At 71.7% G+C, this 15,641-nt stretch carries 15 protein-coding genes; 6 read left to right on the top strand and 9 right to left on the bottom strand.

All coding sequences use genetic code 11. The features are described from left to right. Positions 1 to 18 precede the first annotated feature (18 nt). The 4 genes from ACLLJJ_RS03320 to ACLLJJ_RS03305 form a co-directional block, all read right to left on the bottom strand. Positions 19 to 1,131 (bottom strand): N-acetylglucosamine kinase, encoded by a 1,113-nt coding sequence (locus ACLLJJ_RS03320; protein ID WP_434587751.1) that lies wholly within the window; start codon positions 1,129 to 1,131, stop codon positions 19 to 21. Continuing rightward, complete coding sequence (locus tag ACLLJJ_RS03315) at positions 1,128 to 1,805, bottom strand: uracil-DNA glycosylase (RefSeq protein ID WP_434587750.1); 678 nt, start codon at positions 1,803 to 1,805, stop codon at positions 1,128 to 1,130. Before ACLLJJ_RS03315 ends, ACLLJJ_RS03320 begins: the two co-directional genes overlap by 4 nt. Before the next feature lie 34 nt (positions 1,806 to 1,839). Next, positions 1,840 to 2,925 carry a WD40/YVTN/BNR-like repeat-containing protein gene (locus ACLLJJ_RS03310; protein ID WP_434587749.1) on the bottom strand — a complete coding sequence of 362 codons (1,086 nt, stop codon included), beginning with the start codon at positions 2,923 to 2,925 and terminating at the stop codon, positions 1,840 to 1,842. A 335-nt stretch (positions 2,926 to 3,260) separates the two neighbouring features. Next, a complete protein-coding gene (locus ACLLJJ_RS03305) occupies positions 3,261 to 3,878 on the bottom strand; it encodes a TetR/AcrR family transcriptional regulator (protein ID WP_434587748.1) in 618 nt (205 codons plus the stop codon). Between the two features lie 145 nt (positions 3,879 to 4,023). Here ACLLJJ_RS03305 and ACLLJJ_RS03300 point away from each other — a divergent pair, with 145 nt between their 5' ends. From ACLLJJ_RS03300 to ACLLJJ_RS03285, 4 genes are all read left to right on the top strand, one after another. Beyond that, the gene (locus tag ACLLJJ_RS03300) at positions 4,024 to 4,845 is read left to right on the top strand and encodes a class II aldolase/adducin family protein (RefSeq protein ID WP_434587747.1); all 822 of its coding nucleotides are present in this window, start codon (positions 4,024 to 4,026) and stop codon (positions 4,843 to 4,845) included. Positions 4,846 to 4,880: 35 nt separating this feature from the next. Continuing rightward, positions 4,881 to 6,770 (top strand): neutral/alkaline non-lysosomal ceramidase N-terminal domain-containing protein, encoded by a 1,890-nt coding sequence (locus ACLLJJ_RS03295; protein WP_434587746.1) that lies wholly within the window; start codon positions 4,881 to 4,883, stop codon positions 6,768 to 6,770. A 75-nt stretch (positions 6,771 to 6,845) separates the two neighbouring features. Further along, complete coding sequence (locus ACLLJJ_RS03290; protein ID WP_434587745.1) at positions 6,846 to 7,910, top strand: hypothetical protein; 1,065 nt, start codon at positions 6,846 to 6,848, stop codon at positions 7,908 to 7,910. Positions 7,911 to 8,009: 99 nt separating this feature from the next. Then, positions 8,010 to 8,408: a hypothetical protein gene (locus ACLLJJ_RS03285; protein ID WP_434587744.1), complete on the top strand. Its 399-nt coding sequence runs from the start codon at positions 8,010 to 8,012 to the stop codon at positions 8,406 to 8,408. 52 nt (positions 8,409 to 8,460) lie between these two features. Here the strand turns inward: ACLLJJ_RS03285 and ACLLJJ_RS03280 are convergent, their stop codons facing one another. After that, positions 8,461 to 9,540 (bottom strand): NADH:flavin oxidoreductase/NADH oxidase, encoded by a 1,080-nt coding sequence (locus ACLLJJ_RS03280; protein WP_434587742.1) that lies wholly within the window; start codon positions 9,538 to 9,540, stop codon positions 8,461 to 8,463. A gap of 110 nt (positions 9,541 to 9,650) precedes the next feature. Between ACLLJJ_RS03280 and ACLLJJ_RS03275 the strand changes: the two genes are divergently transcribed. Beyond that, the gene (locus ACLLJJ_RS03275; RefSeq protein ID WP_434587741.1) at positions 9,651 to 10,073 is read left to right on the top strand and encodes an ArsR/SmtB family transcription factor; all 423 of its coding nucleotides are present in this window, start codon (positions 9,651 to 9,653) and stop codon (positions 10,071 to 10,073) included. 61 nt (positions 10,074 to 10,134) lie between these two features. Here ACLLJJ_RS03275 and ACLLJJ_RS03270 read toward each other — a convergent pair whose 3' ends face one another. Continuing rightward, positions 10,135 to 11,481: an FAD-dependent oxidoreductase gene (locus tag ACLLJJ_RS03270; RefSeq protein WP_434587740.1), complete on the bottom strand. Its 1,347-nt coding sequence runs from the start codon at positions 11,479 to 11,481 to the stop codon at positions 10,135 to 10,137. A gap of 251 nt (positions 11,482 to 11,732) precedes the next feature. Continuing rightward, positions 11,733 to 12,404, bottom strand: coding sequence for a DUF305 domain-containing protein (locus ACLLJJ_RS03265; protein ID WP_434587739.1), 672 nt, complete (start codon positions 12,402 to 12,404; stop codon positions 11,733 to 11,735). A 143-nt stretch (positions 12,405 to 12,547) separates the two neighbouring features. Here ACLLJJ_RS03265 and ACLLJJ_RS03260 point away from each other — a divergent pair, with 143 nt between their 5' ends. Beyond that, the gene (locus tag ACLLJJ_RS03260; RefSeq protein ID WP_434587738.1) at positions 12,548 to 14,035 is read left to right on the top strand and encodes an LVIVD repeat-containing protein; all 1,488 of its coding nucleotides are present in this window, start codon (positions 12,548 to 12,550) and stop codon (positions 14,033 to 14,035) included. On the opposite strand, the gene ACLLJJ_RS03255 is transcribed toward ACLLJJ_RS03260, so the two are convergent. Both ACLLJJ_RS03255 and ACLLJJ_RS03250 read right to left on the bottom strand, forming a co-directional pair. Further along, entirely contained in the window at positions 14,023 to 14,664 is a 642-nt protein-coding gene (locus ACLLJJ_RS03255) for a TetR/AcrR family transcriptional regulator (protein ID WP_434587737.1), read from the bottom strand. The genes ACLLJJ_RS03260 and ACLLJJ_RS03255 overlap by 13 nt on opposite strands. 156 nt (positions 14,665 to 14,820) lie before the next feature. Further along, the gene (locus ACLLJJ_RS03250; RefSeq protein ID WP_434587736.1) at positions 14,821 to 15,582 is read right to left on the bottom strand and encodes a GNAT family N-acetyltransferase; all 762 of its coding nucleotides are present in this window, start codon (positions 15,580 to 15,582) and stop codon (positions 14,821 to 14,823) included. Positions 15,583 to 15,641 lie beyond the last annotated feature (59 nt).

Below are 15,641 nucleotides of genomic sequence, written 5' to 3'. Positions count from 1 at the left end.
CCGTGAGTCGCTTTGAGTTCAACTGCCCTGCTCTGTCGGTACGTGCAGCAGGCGCTCATCCAGCGGTAGGCGCAGGTCCCCGGTGGCCAACGCCGTCGCGATGAGCACCGCCCCGTCGAGCGGGTCACCTGCGGCCGGCACCGTCCGGGCCTGCGGCAATCGCGCGGCGAGCTCGCCCTGCAGGGGCACGAGCAGGGGGTCGCCCAACTTGAACAGCCCACCGGCGAGGCCGACTTCGCACTCCCCGGACGGCGGGCACACGGCGACCGCGGCGTCGGCGATGTGCCGGGCGGCCTCCCGCAGGATCCCGGCGGCGACCGGATCGGCCGACTCGGCGGTGGCGCAGCGGGCCACTTCCGGCGCGAAGGAGGCGAGCACCGCGGGCCGGTCGCCGCGCGGGTAGAGCAGCGCGGGCAATTCGGGAGCGGGACCGAAAACCGCTTCCACCCGGGCCAGCAGCGCGGGGGAACCGCCGCGCCTGCCGTCGTGGGCGCGCATCGCCGCGTCGAGTCCGGCCCGCCCGATCCAGGCGCCCCCGCCGCAGTCGCCCAGCAGGTGACCCCAGCCGTCCGCCCTGCGCCAGCCGGTCAGATCGGTACCCAGCGCGATCATCCCGGTACCGGCGGCGACCACAGCTCCGGGCCGCTGGCCGAGCGCTCCCGCGTACGCCGTGACGGCGTCGCCCGCCAGCGCGAGCCGCCGGACACCGAGCGACCGCGCCAGCGCCCCGGGCAGCTCGGCGCGCAGGTCGGCGCCGAGCGTCGCCATTCCGGCGGCGCCGATCGCGACGGCCGACACGGCGTCGGCCCCGGCCCGATCCAGCAAGACCCGTACCATGGGCAGTAGTTGGTCCAGCAGATGCGCGGCGTCGATTCCGGCGGGCCCGGTGCGCACGGGCACCCGGGACGCGGCGCTCCGCACCGGCCCGACGCCGTCTCCGAGGCCGTCGGGGATTCCCGCGCCGATACTGTCCACGGCGCCCACGCCGTTTCCGGCGGACGGGCCGCTCCCGTCGTCCGGGCCGTTCCCGGCGTCCGCCAGGGCCACCCGCAGCCCCGAGCCGCCCGAGTCCACCCCCAGCACCCAGGGGCCCGTACCGCCGCGGGGCGCCGCCCCGGTGGCCGCCGTCACGGCAGCCGCCAGTCGACCGGCTGCGCGCCCTGGCCGACCAGCAGTTCATTGGTCCGGCTGAACGGGCGTGAGCCGAAGAAGCCACGGTCGGCGGACATCGGCGAGGGGTGCGAGGACTCGACGGCCGGCAGGTCGCCGAGCAGGGGACGCAGATTGCGGGCATCCCGCCCCCACAGCACGGACACCAGCGGCCCGCCGCGCGCGACCAGCGCCCGGATGGCCTGCTCGGTCACCACTTCCCAGCCCTTGCCCCGGTGCGCCGCGGGCGCGCGCGGGGCCGTGGTGAGGGCCCGGTTGAGCAGCAGCACCCCCTGGCGCGTCCAGGGCGTCAGGTCGCCGTTCGACGGGCGGGGCGCACCCACGTCGGTGTGCATCTCACGGTAGATGTTCTCCAGGCTGCCCGGCAACGGCCGCACCTCCGGCGCCACCGAGAAGCTCAGCCCCACGGCGTGCCCCGGAGTGGGGTACGGGTCCTGGCCGACGATCAGGACCCGCACCTCGGCGAACGGCTGCTGAAACGCCCGCAGTACATTCGCCCCGGCCGGCAGGTAGGTACGTCCCGCGGCGATCTCCGCACGCAGGAAGTCGCCCATCGCGGCGACCTGTTCGGCCACGGGCTCCAGAGCGTCCGCCCAGCCCGGCTCGACGATTTCTTTCAACGGTCTCGCTGCCACGGGCGTCACTCTACTGGCGCAGCCCCCGCCCTCATCAACCGATGGCCGCCGCCCGCACGCTCAGTACGTCCGGCAGGTGCGAGGCGAGGAGCTGCCAGCTGTCCCCGTCGTCCGCGCTCGCGAAGAGCTCACCGTTGCGATTGCCGAAGTACACGCCTGCCGGGTCCGCGTCGTCCGTGCAGAGGGCGTCGCGCAGCACCGTCCCGTAGTGCGCTTCGGCGGGCAGTCCGGCCGACAGGGGCTCCCAGTTCTTGCCCGCGTCGCTCGTCCGGTAGACCCGGCACTTGTTGTCCGCGGGCACCCGGTCGGAGTCGGCGGTGATGGGGAAGAGATACACCGTGTCCGCGCGGTGAGGGTGCGTGGCGGCGGCGAAGCCGAAAGTGGAGGGGAGTCCCGCCCCGATGTCGTGCCACTGCGCCCCCGCGTCGTCACTGCGGAAGACACCCCAGTGGTTCTGGAGGTACAGCCGGTCCGGATCGACCGAATCCTGCGCGACCTTGTGCACGCACTGGCCGAACTCCGGGTCGGGGTCCGGCAGGAAGACGGCGGAGACGCCCTTGTTGGACGGCGCCCAGCTCTCGCCGCCGTCCGTCGAGCGGAACACTCCGGCGGTCGACACCGCGACCGTCACGGCCCGCGCGTCGCGCGGATCGGTGACGATCGTGTGCAGCCCCTCACCGCCACCGCCCGGCACCCACTGGGAGCGGGTCGGGTGCTCCCACAGCGAGCGCACGAGCTCGAAGGACTCCCCGCCGTCCGTGGAGCGGAACAGCGCGGCCGGCTCCGTGCCCGCGTACACCACGTCGGGCGCGGCGGGCCCGGCCGGATGCAGCTGCCAGACCCGCTCCAGCGAAGCCCCGGTGAACTGCGGGAACTTCACCGCAGGCTGCTGCGGCTCGACCCAGGTCGCGCCGAGGTCGTCGGAGTGGAAGACTGACGGCCCCCAGTGCGCGCTGTCCCCGCCGGCCAGCAGCCTGGGCACCGCCCGGCGGGTGTCGATGGCCGTCGAGTACACCGCCTGCGCGTTGAAATGCGGCCCGTCGAACTCCCACTCCCCGCCGCGCCTGCGGCCGATGAAGAGTCCTTTGCGGGTACCTACCGTGAGCAGTACGTCGGTCATTGCCGACACCTCCAGGACGCCGATGTCTCAGATACGGGCCAGTGTGCACCCGCCCACTGACAGTGGCCCCTGGAGCAGACGTTGCCCCAGGTCAGGGCGGTCTGTCGCGGCTGAGGACAGGACGGTCCGTCGGTGGCCGGGCCGGGCCGGTCCGCCCCAGGACCCGGGCCGGGGCACCCGCAGCCGCCCGGCCGGGACGCTCTGTCCGGTGCCGGGCCCGTTCGGCCGAGGGCAGGACGGCCCGCGGCCGGGTGCCGCGGCGGCCGTGCGGGCGCCGAGCCGCGCCGGCATCGGCGCACTGGTCGGGGCGCGCCGAGGGCGACCGGGGGCGCGGCTCAGGCCGTGCGGTCCGGGGTGGTCGACGCCGACAGCAGCAGAGGCAGGAACCGGCGGGCGAGCGTCCCGGGCGCCAGCCGCTCCGGTTCGACGTAGCTCTGGCCGAGCGCCCCCTCGCGCATCGCGATGACGATCCGCACCAAGTCGTCCGGATCGACGGTGAGGCGCAGCCCGGCCCGTGCGAAGAGCTCACGCAGCAGCCGGACCGCCTCGGCGCGCAGTCGGGCGTCATGATCGGCGAGCATCCGCGCGGCCCGCGGGTCCCTGATGGCGTGCAGCGTGAATTCGGTGGTCACCAGGAACCAGGTGCGCTCGTCCGGTTCGATGTACGCCAGCAACTCGGCGATCCGGCCGACGGTGAGCTCGGTGTCACCGATCTCCGCGGCCGTGCGGGCGATGCGCGCGAGTTCCCGGTCGGCGTGCGCGTCGAAGAGCGCGAAGAACAGCTCCTCCTTGGTCCGGAAGTTGGAGTAGAAGGCGCCCCGGGTGAAGCCGGCCCGGCGGCAGATGTCCTCGATCCCGGCGCCCCGGAAGCCGGACTCGGCGAACACCTCGCGCGCCGCGTCCAGCAGCCGTGCCAGCGTCTGCGGCCGCCGTTTGGTCGGTCCCTTGGGCATCGTGCACCTCCCGGAAGTCCGCGGATCCTCCCGGTTCTCCCCGGGCCCTTGACAGTCCGTACGACCTCGGAAAGCATCCCGACCCGTATCGGATACGCGAATGTATCCGATGCGTACGACGTATCCGATGGACGAGGAGGCAACCATGACCGCCGCGACGCCGCCCACGATGTCCCAAGTCATCGCCGCAGCCGTAGGCCCGATGCCTGAGGGGGTCTCGGTCCCGACACCTCCGGTCTTCGACTCCGTCGACGCCGAACGGCGCTATCGCAAGGAACAACTCGCCGCCGGATTCCGGCTGTTCGGCAAGTTCGGCTTCTCCGAGGGGGTCGCCGGGCACATCACCGTCCGCGATCCGGAGAATCCGGAGTGGTTCTGGGTGAACCCCTTCGGCATGAGCTTCGGCCAGATCAAGGCCTCCGACCTGATCCTGGTCGACCACGAGGGCAAGCTGCTGCACGGCGCCCGTCCCGTGAACCGGGCCGCCTTCGTCATCCACTCCGAGGTGCACAAGGCCCGCCCCGACGCGCTGGCCGCCGCACACTCCCACTCGCTGCACGGCAAGGCCTTCTCCAGCCTTGGTATTCCGCTCGACCCGATCACCCAGGACGCCTGCGCGTTCTTCGAGGACCACGGCCTCTACAGCGACTTCACCGGAGTGGTCAGCGACGCCGAGGAGGGCAAGCGCATCGGTGCGGCGCTCGGCCCGCACAAGGCCGTCATCCTCCAGAACCACGGCCTGCTGACGGTCGGCAGGTCCGTCGCCGAGGCCGTCTGGTGGTTCATCACGATGGAACGCTCCTGCCAGGCCCAACTGCTGGCGATGGCCGCCGGCACGCCCAAGCACATCGACCGCGACACCGCGCTGCACACCCGCGGCCAGGTCGGCGGTCACTTCGCGGGCTGGTTCCAGGCCCAGCCGCTGTGGGACCAGATCACCGCCTCCGACCCCGACCTCTTCGACTGACCACGCCCGCCCAACTCCCGCGAAGGAGTACGCACATGACTGCCCACACGAGCTACCTGGCCGGGCGTGGCATCGCGGACATCACGGGGGAGGCGGCGAGCTGCGGAATGCTCGGCTACGGCAAGGCCGAGCAGCAGTCGACGGGCATCCACACCCGGCTGCACGCGAGGGCGTTCGCCCTCTGCGACGGGGAGGGGCGGCGGATCCTGCTGGTCGTCTGCGAGCTGCCGCTGATGTCCGCGGGCGTCGTCAGGGACGTCCTGCGGCGACTGCCCGACGTTTACACCGAGTCCAACGTGATGATCACCGCCACCCACACCCACAGCGGCCCCGGCGGCTACTTCCACCACGAGCTCTACAACAGCAACACCGGCGGCTTCCGCGAGCAGACATACGGGGCGATCGTCGACGGCATCGTCGAGGCCGCCCGAGCCGCCCACGCCGACCTCGCCCCGTCCGTGCTGCGATTGGCCCACGGCGAATTGCTGGGCGCCAGCGTCAACCGCTCACGCCGCGCCTTCGACCGCAACCCCGCCGCCGACCGGGCCCACTTCCCGCACGCGGTGGACCCGCAGACCACCGTGCTGCGCATCGAACGGGGCGGGCAACTCGCGGGCGTCGTCAACTGGTTCGCCACTCACAACACCAGCATGACCAACACCAACACGCTCATCAGCGCCGACAACAAGGGCTACGCCGCGTCCCGTTGGGAGCGGCACGCCAAGGGCGCGGGCCTGGTGAGCGCGTTCGCACAGACCAACGCCGGTGACATGTCGCCCAATCTGCACCTCCGGCCGGGTTGTGGCCCCACCGACGACGAGTTCGAGAACACCCGCGTCATCGGCAGCCGCCAGTACGAGGCGGCCCTCGCCCTGGACGGCGACACGCTGACCGGACGCCTCGACGCGCGGCTCACCCATGTCGACCTCTCCAAGGTGACGGTACGGCCCGAATTCACCGGAGACGGCCGTACGCACCGCACTTCGGGCCCGGTCGCGGGCGCGTCCGCCTTCGCCGGCGCCTGGGCGGACGGACCGGGCTTCAGGGGCTTCAGGCCCGGCCGCAACCTGCTCTGGGACACCCTTTCGCAGCAGGTGATCTACCCCCTGGCGCCCGGACTCCGGGACGCCCAGTCGCCCAAGGGGCTGTGCCTGCCCGCCGGTCCCGTCAACCGGCTGAGGCCCATGGTCCAGGAGCGGATCCCGGTCCAACTGCTGCGGATCGGGCCGCTGTACCTCATCGGCCTGCCCGCGGAGGTCACCATCGTGGCGGGGCTCCGGTTGCGCCGTACGGTCGCGCACATCGTCGGCGCGGATCTGGAACAGGTGCTCGTCGCCGGGTACAGCAACGCGTACGCGCACTACGTGACCACCCCCGAGGAGTACGACGCCCAGGAGTACGAGGGCGGCAGCACCCTCTTCGGGCGCTGGGAACTGCCCGCCCTGTGCCAGAGCGCGGCAGGTCTCGCGGAAGCGATGCGGGACGGCGCACCGGCACGGCGCGGCACGCCGGAGCGCCTGCGCCCACCGCGCAGGCGCCACCGGCGGCAGGGGAGCGACAGACCCCATCCCGGCCGGGACTTCGGCGACGTGCTGTCCTTCGGACGCGACGGGGCCGTGGTCACCGCCCGGTTCGTCGGCGCGCACCCGGGCAACGACCTGCGCCGGGGCGGCACCTATCTGGCGGTGGAGCGGCTCCGCGCGGACAGGGGCGACGGCGGCGAGGGCGACTGGATCCGGACCGCCGACGACGGCGACTGGTCCACCACCTTCCGCTGGGCCGCGGCCGGGGGATCGGCCTCCACCGTCACGGTGACCTGGCACGTCCCGGCGGACACGGCGCCCGGCAGCTATCGCCTGCGCTACTTCGGCGATACGGAGTCGGGCCCGTTCACCGGCGCGACCGGTCCCTTCGATGTGCATTGAGGGCAGGGGGAACCGGCAGGTGCGGAAGAGGCGTTGTACCTGCGGAAGCGTAAGCGAGCTGAGGGGAGTGCGCCGGTGACCATCGGGTCGGTGCGGATCGACGGGGACAGCCTGCTACTGCCGGGCGGGGTGCGGGTGGGGTTCGTACGCACGCTGCGGCTGCCCGAGCAGGGGACGCACGCGCTGCCGCCGGGCCTGGGCTCCTTCCCGCTGCGCAGGATCGAGGACTACCCGGACACGGCTCCGGCGCAGTGGCTGGAGAGGGGCGGGGTGATGCTCCCGGTATATCTGCGGGAGGCGATGTGGCTTAGCTTCTCCGGGACCGTGGAGCCGGCCGCCCTCCAGGTGGGCGTGGGCAAGGTGTGCGCGGTGTCCGGGAAGCCATGGAGCAGCCGGCTCGCGCGCGACCCGCAGAACTATCTGGCGCTGCCGCGCCAGCCGTGGCTCGACGGCATCAACTCGGGCAAGGGCACGGTGCGGCAGTTCGTGGCCGTGCCGCTGGGCATGGGCGCGACGGTGGAGGGCCAGGTCACCGGCGAGGAGACCTGGGGCGGGGTGCAGCTCCAGTCCTTCCCCCTGGCGGACGGGCCCCTGGCGGCGTGGCGCGAGGAGCAGCGGCTGCTCGCGGAGCGCAGGGCGGCGTACCCGCCGCCCCCGCCCGCTGTCGCCTTCGGGGCGCCGCCCACGCCCGGTGGCGGCTACGGCGCGCAGATGGCCGCCGCCCCGGCCGAATATCGGGGCGCGCCCCGGGCGCCGGCGGCCATGGGGCTCGGCGTCGGCGGCTCCATGCACCAGGAGGTCTACCAGGACGATCGTCCCGCGGCGGACTGGGCCAAGGCTACGTCGGGGCGGGTGTTCGTCCACCTGGTGACACCCCCGGAGTGGCGGCGGATCACCGGCGAGGAGCCCCCGCCGTCCCCGGTGGACCGGGCCGCGTACACCAGCGCCGGGCTGCCCTGGTTCGACTACTACTACGACGCCGACGGGGAGGACCTCGCGCCCACGGACACGCTGGGCGGGGTGAAGCCCGCCGGCGAGTGGCTGGGCGACGACCACACGCCGTGGCAGGAGCCGTCGCCGCACCAGGTCAAGCCGCTGAAGGACGCGCCAGGGAAACCGGTGTCCGACGGGGACTGGTGACATCGGTACGGTCACGGTGGGCGCCCGCGCCCCGCAGCGAGCCGCCGGTCCGTAGGCGTAATTCCGTCGGCGTACGAGTCGGCGCACGAGGAGACAGCGATGCCCGAGATCCGTATGCACACCGTGGACGATTCGGCGGGCCGGGTGGAGGTGGCCGCCGGGCCGGCCGGGAAGGCGGGCGTCGGGCAGGTCCACATCGGTGCGTGGGGCGGCGCGTACGTCGGGCTGCTCGCCACGCCCGAGCAGGCCCGGGAGCTGGCGGCCGTTCTCGTGCGTGCGGCCGAGGAGGCGGACAGCGCCCGGCAGACGGAGCCGGTGACCGTCAAGGCGGGGGAGTTGCGCCGGGGAGACGTGCGCAGCGGCGACCGGACGATCACGGTCGAGCGCGTGAAGGTCGACGGGTCCACGGCGCAGATCACCTGGACGTCCGGCCCCGGCCGCCAGTGGACCCAGGGCTATGCCACGGACACGGACATCAGCCTCCGGCGGCGGGCCTGACACCGGCCCGTTTGTTCCTGTCCTCGGACGGGGGCAGGCGGGCCGGCCGCGATCAGACCGACCGGTGGTACTGGTCGGGGACGTGGATGTCGCCACCGAGTTCGCGGGCGGCGTGCCGCGCGAAGGACGGGTTGCGGAGCAGCTCGCGGCCCAGCAGGACGGCGTCCGCCTCACCATTGGCGAGGATCTTCTCGGCCTGCGCCGCGTCGGTGATCATCCCTACCGCGGAGACCGGCAGTTCGGTCTCGGCCTTGACGCGCGCGGCGAACGGCACCTGGTAGCCCGGGCCGGTCGGGATGCGGACGCCGGAGGCGTTGCCGCCCGTGGAGACGTCGAGCAGGTCGACGCCGTGCTCCTTGAGGAGACCGGCGAGGCGGACGGTGTCGTCCGGGGCCCAGCCGTTCTCCTCCAGCCAGTCGGTCGCGGAGACGCGGAAGAACAGCGGCTTGTCCTCGGGCCACACCGCCCGTACGGCGTCCACGACTTCGAGTGCGAAGCGGACCCGGTTCTCGAAGGAGCCGCCGTAGGAGTCGGTGCGGTGGTTGGAGTGCGGGGAGAGGAACTCGCCGATCAAGTAACCGTGCGCGCCGTGCAGTTCGACGACCTCGAAGCCGGCGGTCAGGGCGCGCCGGGCCGCCGCGGTGAACTGCCCGACGATGTGCTGGATCTGTCTGGTCGTCAGCTCGTCCGGTACGGGATGCCCCTCCTCGAACGGGACCGGGCTCGGGGCCGAGGGCTGCCAGCCGCCCGCGTCCACGGCGACCGGCCCGCCGTCCACCCAGGGGCGGCCGGTTGATGCCTTGCGTCCCGCGTGGGCGATCTGAATGCCGGGGACCGTGCCCTGGCTCTTGAGGAAGCGGGTGATCCGGGCGAGGGCCTCGACCTGGGTGTCGTTCCAGATGCCGAGGTCGTACGGGCTGATCCGGCCCTCGGGGCTCACGCTGGTCGCCTCGACGAGGATCAGGCCGGTGCCACCGGCCGCGCGGGCCGCGTAATGGGCGAAGTGCCAGTCGTGGGCGACTCCCGCCTCCGGTCCGGTCGGCTGCGCCGAGTACTGGCACATGGGCGCCATCCAGACCCTGTTCGGGATGGTCAGGGATCGCAGAGTGTAGGGCTCGAACAGGCTGCTCACGGCGGACTCCATTCACAAGGGGCCGAATACGCCTCGTACGATACACATCGTAGTACGGGGAATGTCAAACTACGGCGCCTCTCGTACAATGGAGTCCGGAGATCCCGGGGATGAGGACCAGGAATGATGAAGACCGGGAATCAGGACAGAGCCGCAAGCCGAAGATCCAGGACGAGAGTGGAGTCGCCGTGACCGCCGCCACGACCAGTCGAGAACTCGCACACCCCGCGCGCGACGAAATCCGCCTCGAAGGGGTGCTGCACGCGCTCTCCGACCCCATCAGGATGCGCATCGTCCGCGAGATGGCGGTCGTCGACGCCGCGCTCCCCTGTTCGTACTTCACCCTGCCCGTCACCAAGTCCACGACCACCCATCACTTCCGGGTGCTGCGCGAGAGCGGTGTGATCCAGCAGGTCTACCGGGGCACGGCCAAGATGAACGGCCTTCGCCGCGACGACCTGAACGCACTCTTCCCCGGCCTGTTCGACAGCCTGCTGGCCGCCGCGGACGGGCAGGCGGACCGGTTGGAGTAGGCCGCTGTCCGACCCGCCGGGGCCGGGCGGGCACGCCGACCCGGCGGAGCGGGCGCCCGGTTCAGTCCGTCCTGCGGGCCGCCGACAGCAGCTCCGCCCAGTCGTGGAGCTTCACGGAGCCGCGGCCCAGCGAAACCCCCAGCGCCGCCTCCGCCGCCACGATCGCCTGCCACTGCGGCCACTCCACCGGCCGGAGCCCCGATGCGCGCAGTACGTCGACGGGGTCGTCCGGGAGCGGACGCCCGGCCAGCGCGGGCGCGTCCGCGAGCAGCGAGGTCACGGTCTCCTTGGCGCACGGCCGGTTGGTGCCGATCACGCCGGTCGGACCCCGCTTGATCCAGCCCGCCACGTACTCCCCGGGTGACGGGACGCCGTCCCGCAGCACCCGCCCGGCGGCGTGCGGCACCGTGCCGCGCGCCGGGTCGAAGGGCAGCCCGGCGAGCGGCGTCCCCCGGTAGCCGACCGACCTCAGGACCAGCTGGGCCTCGATGTCCTCGTACGTTCCGGTGCCGCGTACGCCGCCGGAGCCGTCCGGCACGGTGCGCTCGAACCGGACCCCCGCCGCCCGCCCGTCCTCCCCGAGGATCGCGACGGGCCGCAGGAAGAATCGCAGGTGGACGCGGCGCTCCCGGTCCTCGGTGGCGCTGTCCGCCCAGCCCCGCAGCACCTCGACGTTGCGCCGGTTCACGGCGGGCAGGGCCGCGGGCCGGGCGTAGTCGGGATCCAGGGCGAGCTCGTCGGGCCGGACCACCACCCGGGCGTCGGGCAGCGTGCCCAGCTCCCGCAGCTCCTTGGTGGTGAACTTCGCCTGCGAAGGACCGCGCCGCCCCACCATGTGCACATCCCGCACCAGGCTGTCGGCCAGAACGCCGAGCGCCGGCTGCGGCACATCGGTGTGACGCAGCTCCTGGGCGCCGCGGGCAAGGATCCGGGCCACGTCCACCGCCACGTTGCCCACGCCGATGACGACAGCCGAACGGGCGCCCAGCGCGAAGGCGTTGGGGGCCGCGTCCGGGTGCGCGCTGTACCAGGAGACGAAGTCGGTCGCGGAACAACTGCCCGGCAGATCCTCGCCCGGGACGCCGAGCCGACGGTCCGTCGCCGCCCCGACGCAGTACACCACCGCGTGGAAGAGCTCCAGGAGCCGGGTGGACGGAAGCGCGGGTGATCCCACCTCGATGTTGCCAGCGAAGGTGACCCGCTCGTGCTCCAGGACTGTCCGCAGATTGTTCTGCAGCGACTTGATCTTCTCGTGGTCCGGCGCGACGCCGTACCGCACAAGACCGTAGGGGCAGGGGAGCCGGTCCAGTACGTGCACCCGCACGTCGGGCACCGTCTCCTGCTGCACCAGGGCCTGCGCGGCATAGACCCCGCTCGGGCCTGAACCGATGACTGCGACGCGAAGCACGGCGGGGGCTCCTTCCCGCAGGATGACTCCAGCATCGCACCGAAGTGCGGTCCTGCGGGAGATGGGCCGCGGTGTCTTCGTGGCGCGGGGCCGTGGCGGCGGGTCGCTTCGAGGGCCTGCGCGCCCGCCTGCCGCCGCTTTTCGACGGCGGCGCGGTGCGCGGCGGCGTGATCGGGGGACGGCCGGTGAAGGCCTGCCGGTGCTGGCGCCCGGCGCGCGACGGGCGTCGTCAGCCCTTCGGTGCGCGGGGCTCACTTCATGTCGCGCATCCTGCCGACCTCGACGGTCTGCTGGGCGACGACATCGCTCGCCATCTCCTCGATCAGGATGTTGTTCCCCTGTGCGCGGACGTCGGTGGCCATCGCGATGGCGCCCTCGTGGTGAGTGGTCATCAGCTTCAGGAAGAGCCCGTCGAAGGCCTCGCCCTTCGCCCCGCGCAACTGCGCGAGTTGCTTCTCGGAGGCCATTCCCGCCATCGCCTCGTGCTCGTGCCCGCCCTTGTGCTTCGCCCCGTCGTTGTTGTCGAGCCAGCCCTGCATGGCGCCGATCTCCGGGCCCTGGGAGCCCGCGATCCGCTCGGCCAGCCGCTTCACCTGGGTCGAATGAGCCTGTTTCGGGGCCAGTTGCGCCATGACCAGCGCCTGGCGGTGGTGCTTGATCATCATGTGTGTGTAACCGAAGTCGGCCGAGTTCGGCGAGTCGTCGGTGCCCGCCTCCGCGGCCTCGTCCGCCGACAGGGTCCTCGCGGGTTCGCCCGGTTTGCCCGGCGCCACCACCGAGGGCCCCGCGGCGGCCTTCGGCTGCGACGCGCCCCGGTCGTCGTTGCCCGCATCACACGCACCCAGGCCGAACGCAAGGAGTGCGACCGACGTCGCCGTGAGGGCGAGCGGTCGAAAGCGTGCGGACCTGCGACGGAACGACATGGTGACTCCTTGGGACACAACGGGCAGTTGGAGGCCGACTTCTATTACGTCTTCGTTGCCATCTGTTGAGATGTGCATGCAAAGGAAGATACTGCCGAGGTCCGCGAACCGTTCAACCATGAACGGACACAAGGGAGGACGCAGTGACCTCGTTGCACAACACCACAGTGCGGCGCAGACGTCTGGGCGTGGCAGTAGCCGCGGCCGGTCTCTTTGCCACCCTGCTGACGGCAGGCACCGCAGCCGCGACGCCCGACCCGGGAGACGCGCCTGCGAAGAAGAAGGGCGTCACCACCTCGCAGCAGGCCGAAGCGCGGGCTGCCATCGAGAGCGGCGAGATACCCGGCGTGGACGAGATCGTCCACAGCAAGAACATCAAGCACCTCGCGAACATCCCCAAGGACGCGCTCAAGGGCACCAACTCGGACCTGGCCTTCCAGGGCGAGTACGCCTTCTCCGGGAACTACGACGGCTTCCGGATCTTCGACATCAGCAACCCGAAGGTTCCCAGGACCGTCGCGCAGGTTCTGTGTCCCGGTTCGCAGAACGACATCTCCGTCTCCGGAGACCTGCTCTTCCTCTCCACCGACTCCTCGCGCAGCGACGACTCCTGCACCAGCACCACGCAGCCCGCGACGGAGAAGTCCTCCTGGGAGGGCATGAAGATCTTCGACATCAGCGACAAGAGCAACCCGAAGTACGTCGCCGCTGTCGAGACGGCGTGCGGATCGCACACGCACACGCTCGTTCCCGAGCGGCGCAACGTCTACGTCTACGTCTCCTCGTACTCGCCGAGCGACACGTTCCCGGACTGCAAGCCGCCGCACGACGGCATCTCCATCATCAAGGTGCCGCGCAGTGCCCCCGAGGAGTCCGCGATCGTCGACTTCCCGGTGCTCTTCCCGGACGGCGGAAACCCGGGCGCGCCCACCAACCCGGGCGTCTCCAAGACCACCGGCTGTCACGACATCACCGTGCTGCCCTCGAAGGACCTGGCCGCCGGTGCCTGCATGGGTGACGGCATCATCTTCGACATCGAGGACCCGGAGAAGCCGAGGGTCATCGACCGCGTCCAGGACAACGTCAACTTCGCGTTCTGGCACTCGGCGACCTTCAACCAGAAGGCCGACAAGGTCGTCTTCACCGACGAGCTCGGCGGCGGCGGCGCGGCCACCTGCAACGCCGCCATCGGCCCGAACCGCGGCGCCGACGGCATCTACGACATCACCGGCAAGGGCGACAAGCGCAAGCTGGTCTTCCAGAGCTACTACAAGATCGACCGCCACCAGGCGGACACCGAGAACTGCGTCGCCCACAACGGCTCGCTGATCCCGGTCAAGGGCAAGGACATCATGGTCCAGGCCTGGTACCAGGGCGGCATCTCCGTCTGGGACTTCACCAACTCCGCCAAGCCCAAGGAGATCGCCTACTTCGAGCGCGGTCCCCTCAGCACCGACACCCTGGTGACCGGCGGCTCCTGGTCGGCGTACTACTACAACGGCTACATCTACTCCAACGACATCGCGAAGGGCTTCGACGTCCTGAAGCTCAGTGACAAGCGCACCGACGGCGCGAAGAGGGTGCGGCTGGACGAGCTCAACGTCCAGACCCAGCCCGACTACCGCCGCTGATCCGACGCGGAGGTACGTGTGCCGCCGGGCGGTTCCCCGCCCGGCGGCACACCGCGTTCCCAGTCCAGCCCGTACCGCTGGAACAGCTCGGCCCGCAGCAGGGTCGCCGGCATCGGGGCGCCGGGCAGCAGCACGGCGAACACCGCGCCCATCAGCAGGGCGCGCAGCAGCGGATAGTCGACGTCCACCTCGGGCGAGCCGTAGTGCACCACCGTGTCGCGGAGCAACTGCGCGAGCCGCTGCTGCTCCGGACACCGCACGAAGCCGTCGGCCTGCAAAATGCCCGCCATGTGTGTGCGCATCAGGCGGGGCTGTTCGCGCGCCAGGCCCAGGATGGCGTCGATGGCGCGGGCAAGAAGCTCGTCCCCGTCCTCCGTGCGGGGCTCACGCTCCAGCGCGGCCTGCAGCGTCATGTGCATCAGCCGATGCACGGCCGACTGCAGCAGCTGCCGTTTCCCGGGGAAGTAGTACGACACCAGCCCCCGGGCCGCGCCGGCCCGGTCGGCGATGTCTCCGAGCTTCGTCGCCTCGTATCCGTACTCCCCGACGAGCTCCACGGTCGCCTGCAGCAGCCGCTCCCTTGAACGTCGTCGCAACTCTTCATTGACCGATGCGCTACGCGGGGACATGCTGTACTCCTGCGTTGACTGGCTCTGAGCCAATATACTCAGTTGTCCCACGACCGACCCCGTCCGGGGTTCGTATCGTGGGCTTGCCATTCGTATCCGGCGGCGCGGGGGACTGCCGGATACGAATGGCGTTTTTCATCGGGGGAGCCGAGCGGCTCAGCCCTGCCAGGCGAAGACGTGGGAGCGGCCGACGGCCGTGAAACCGCGGCGCGCGTACCAGCGCTGCGGCCAGCCCTCGGGGTCGGACACCAGGAAGAGCAGGGCCGAGTCCCCGGCGTGGTGCACGGCGGTCGACAGGATCGCGTTCGCGTAGCCGCGCCCGGAGTGGTGGTCGGCGGTGATGAGGCCTTCCAGCTGGGCGATGCCCTGATCCGGTTCGAGATAGACGTCGGCCCAGGCGCTGATGGTGCCGTTCTCGTCGCGTACGGCGAAGAAGTCGACCCGTTCGGCGCCGCCGAGCCTGGCCGCGCGGGAGTCGGCGAGCTGGCTGATGACCCCGTCGTCGGCGTCCGGCAGCCAGCTGCGGAACTGCCGGACGGTGGCCGGCCGCAGCTCGTTCAGGGACACCGTGCGCACCCGCGGGTCGGGGGCGGCGGCCTTGCCGGAGCGCACCATGACGAGCTCGGTCGCGTGGGTGTACCCGGCGGCCGTGAGCGCCGGTGCGACGGCGGCCCCCACGGCGTCGTCCAGCACGGTGATCCGGCGGTGGGCCAGGTGCCCGAGCACGGAGTCCGCGAGGGCGGGGAGCCGGGCGGGCGGCGCCGTGTCGTCGATGACGATCTGGTTGTGTTCGGGGGAGTGCGCGTACTCGGGGGTTAGCACCGCCACGCCACCGGGCACCTCGGTGGTCTCGGCGGCCTGGCGCCTGGCGAAGGACGCACGGAAGGCCGCGATGCGTTCAAGATCCGTGGCTGGCATGCGGTCACTGTATCGACGGGCCGCCCGGACTCGGCGGCTGCACGGATTCCCGCGCGAGG

Origin of the sequence: Streptomyces sp. A5-4 (assembly GCF_051131715.1) — a bacterium.
Classification (GTDB): domain Bacteria; phylum Actinomycetota; class Actinomycetes; order Streptomycetales; family Streptomycetaceae; genus Streptomyces.
Note: the sequence above shows the minus strand (reverse complement) of the source record. Positions and strands in the feature narration are given on the sequence as shown.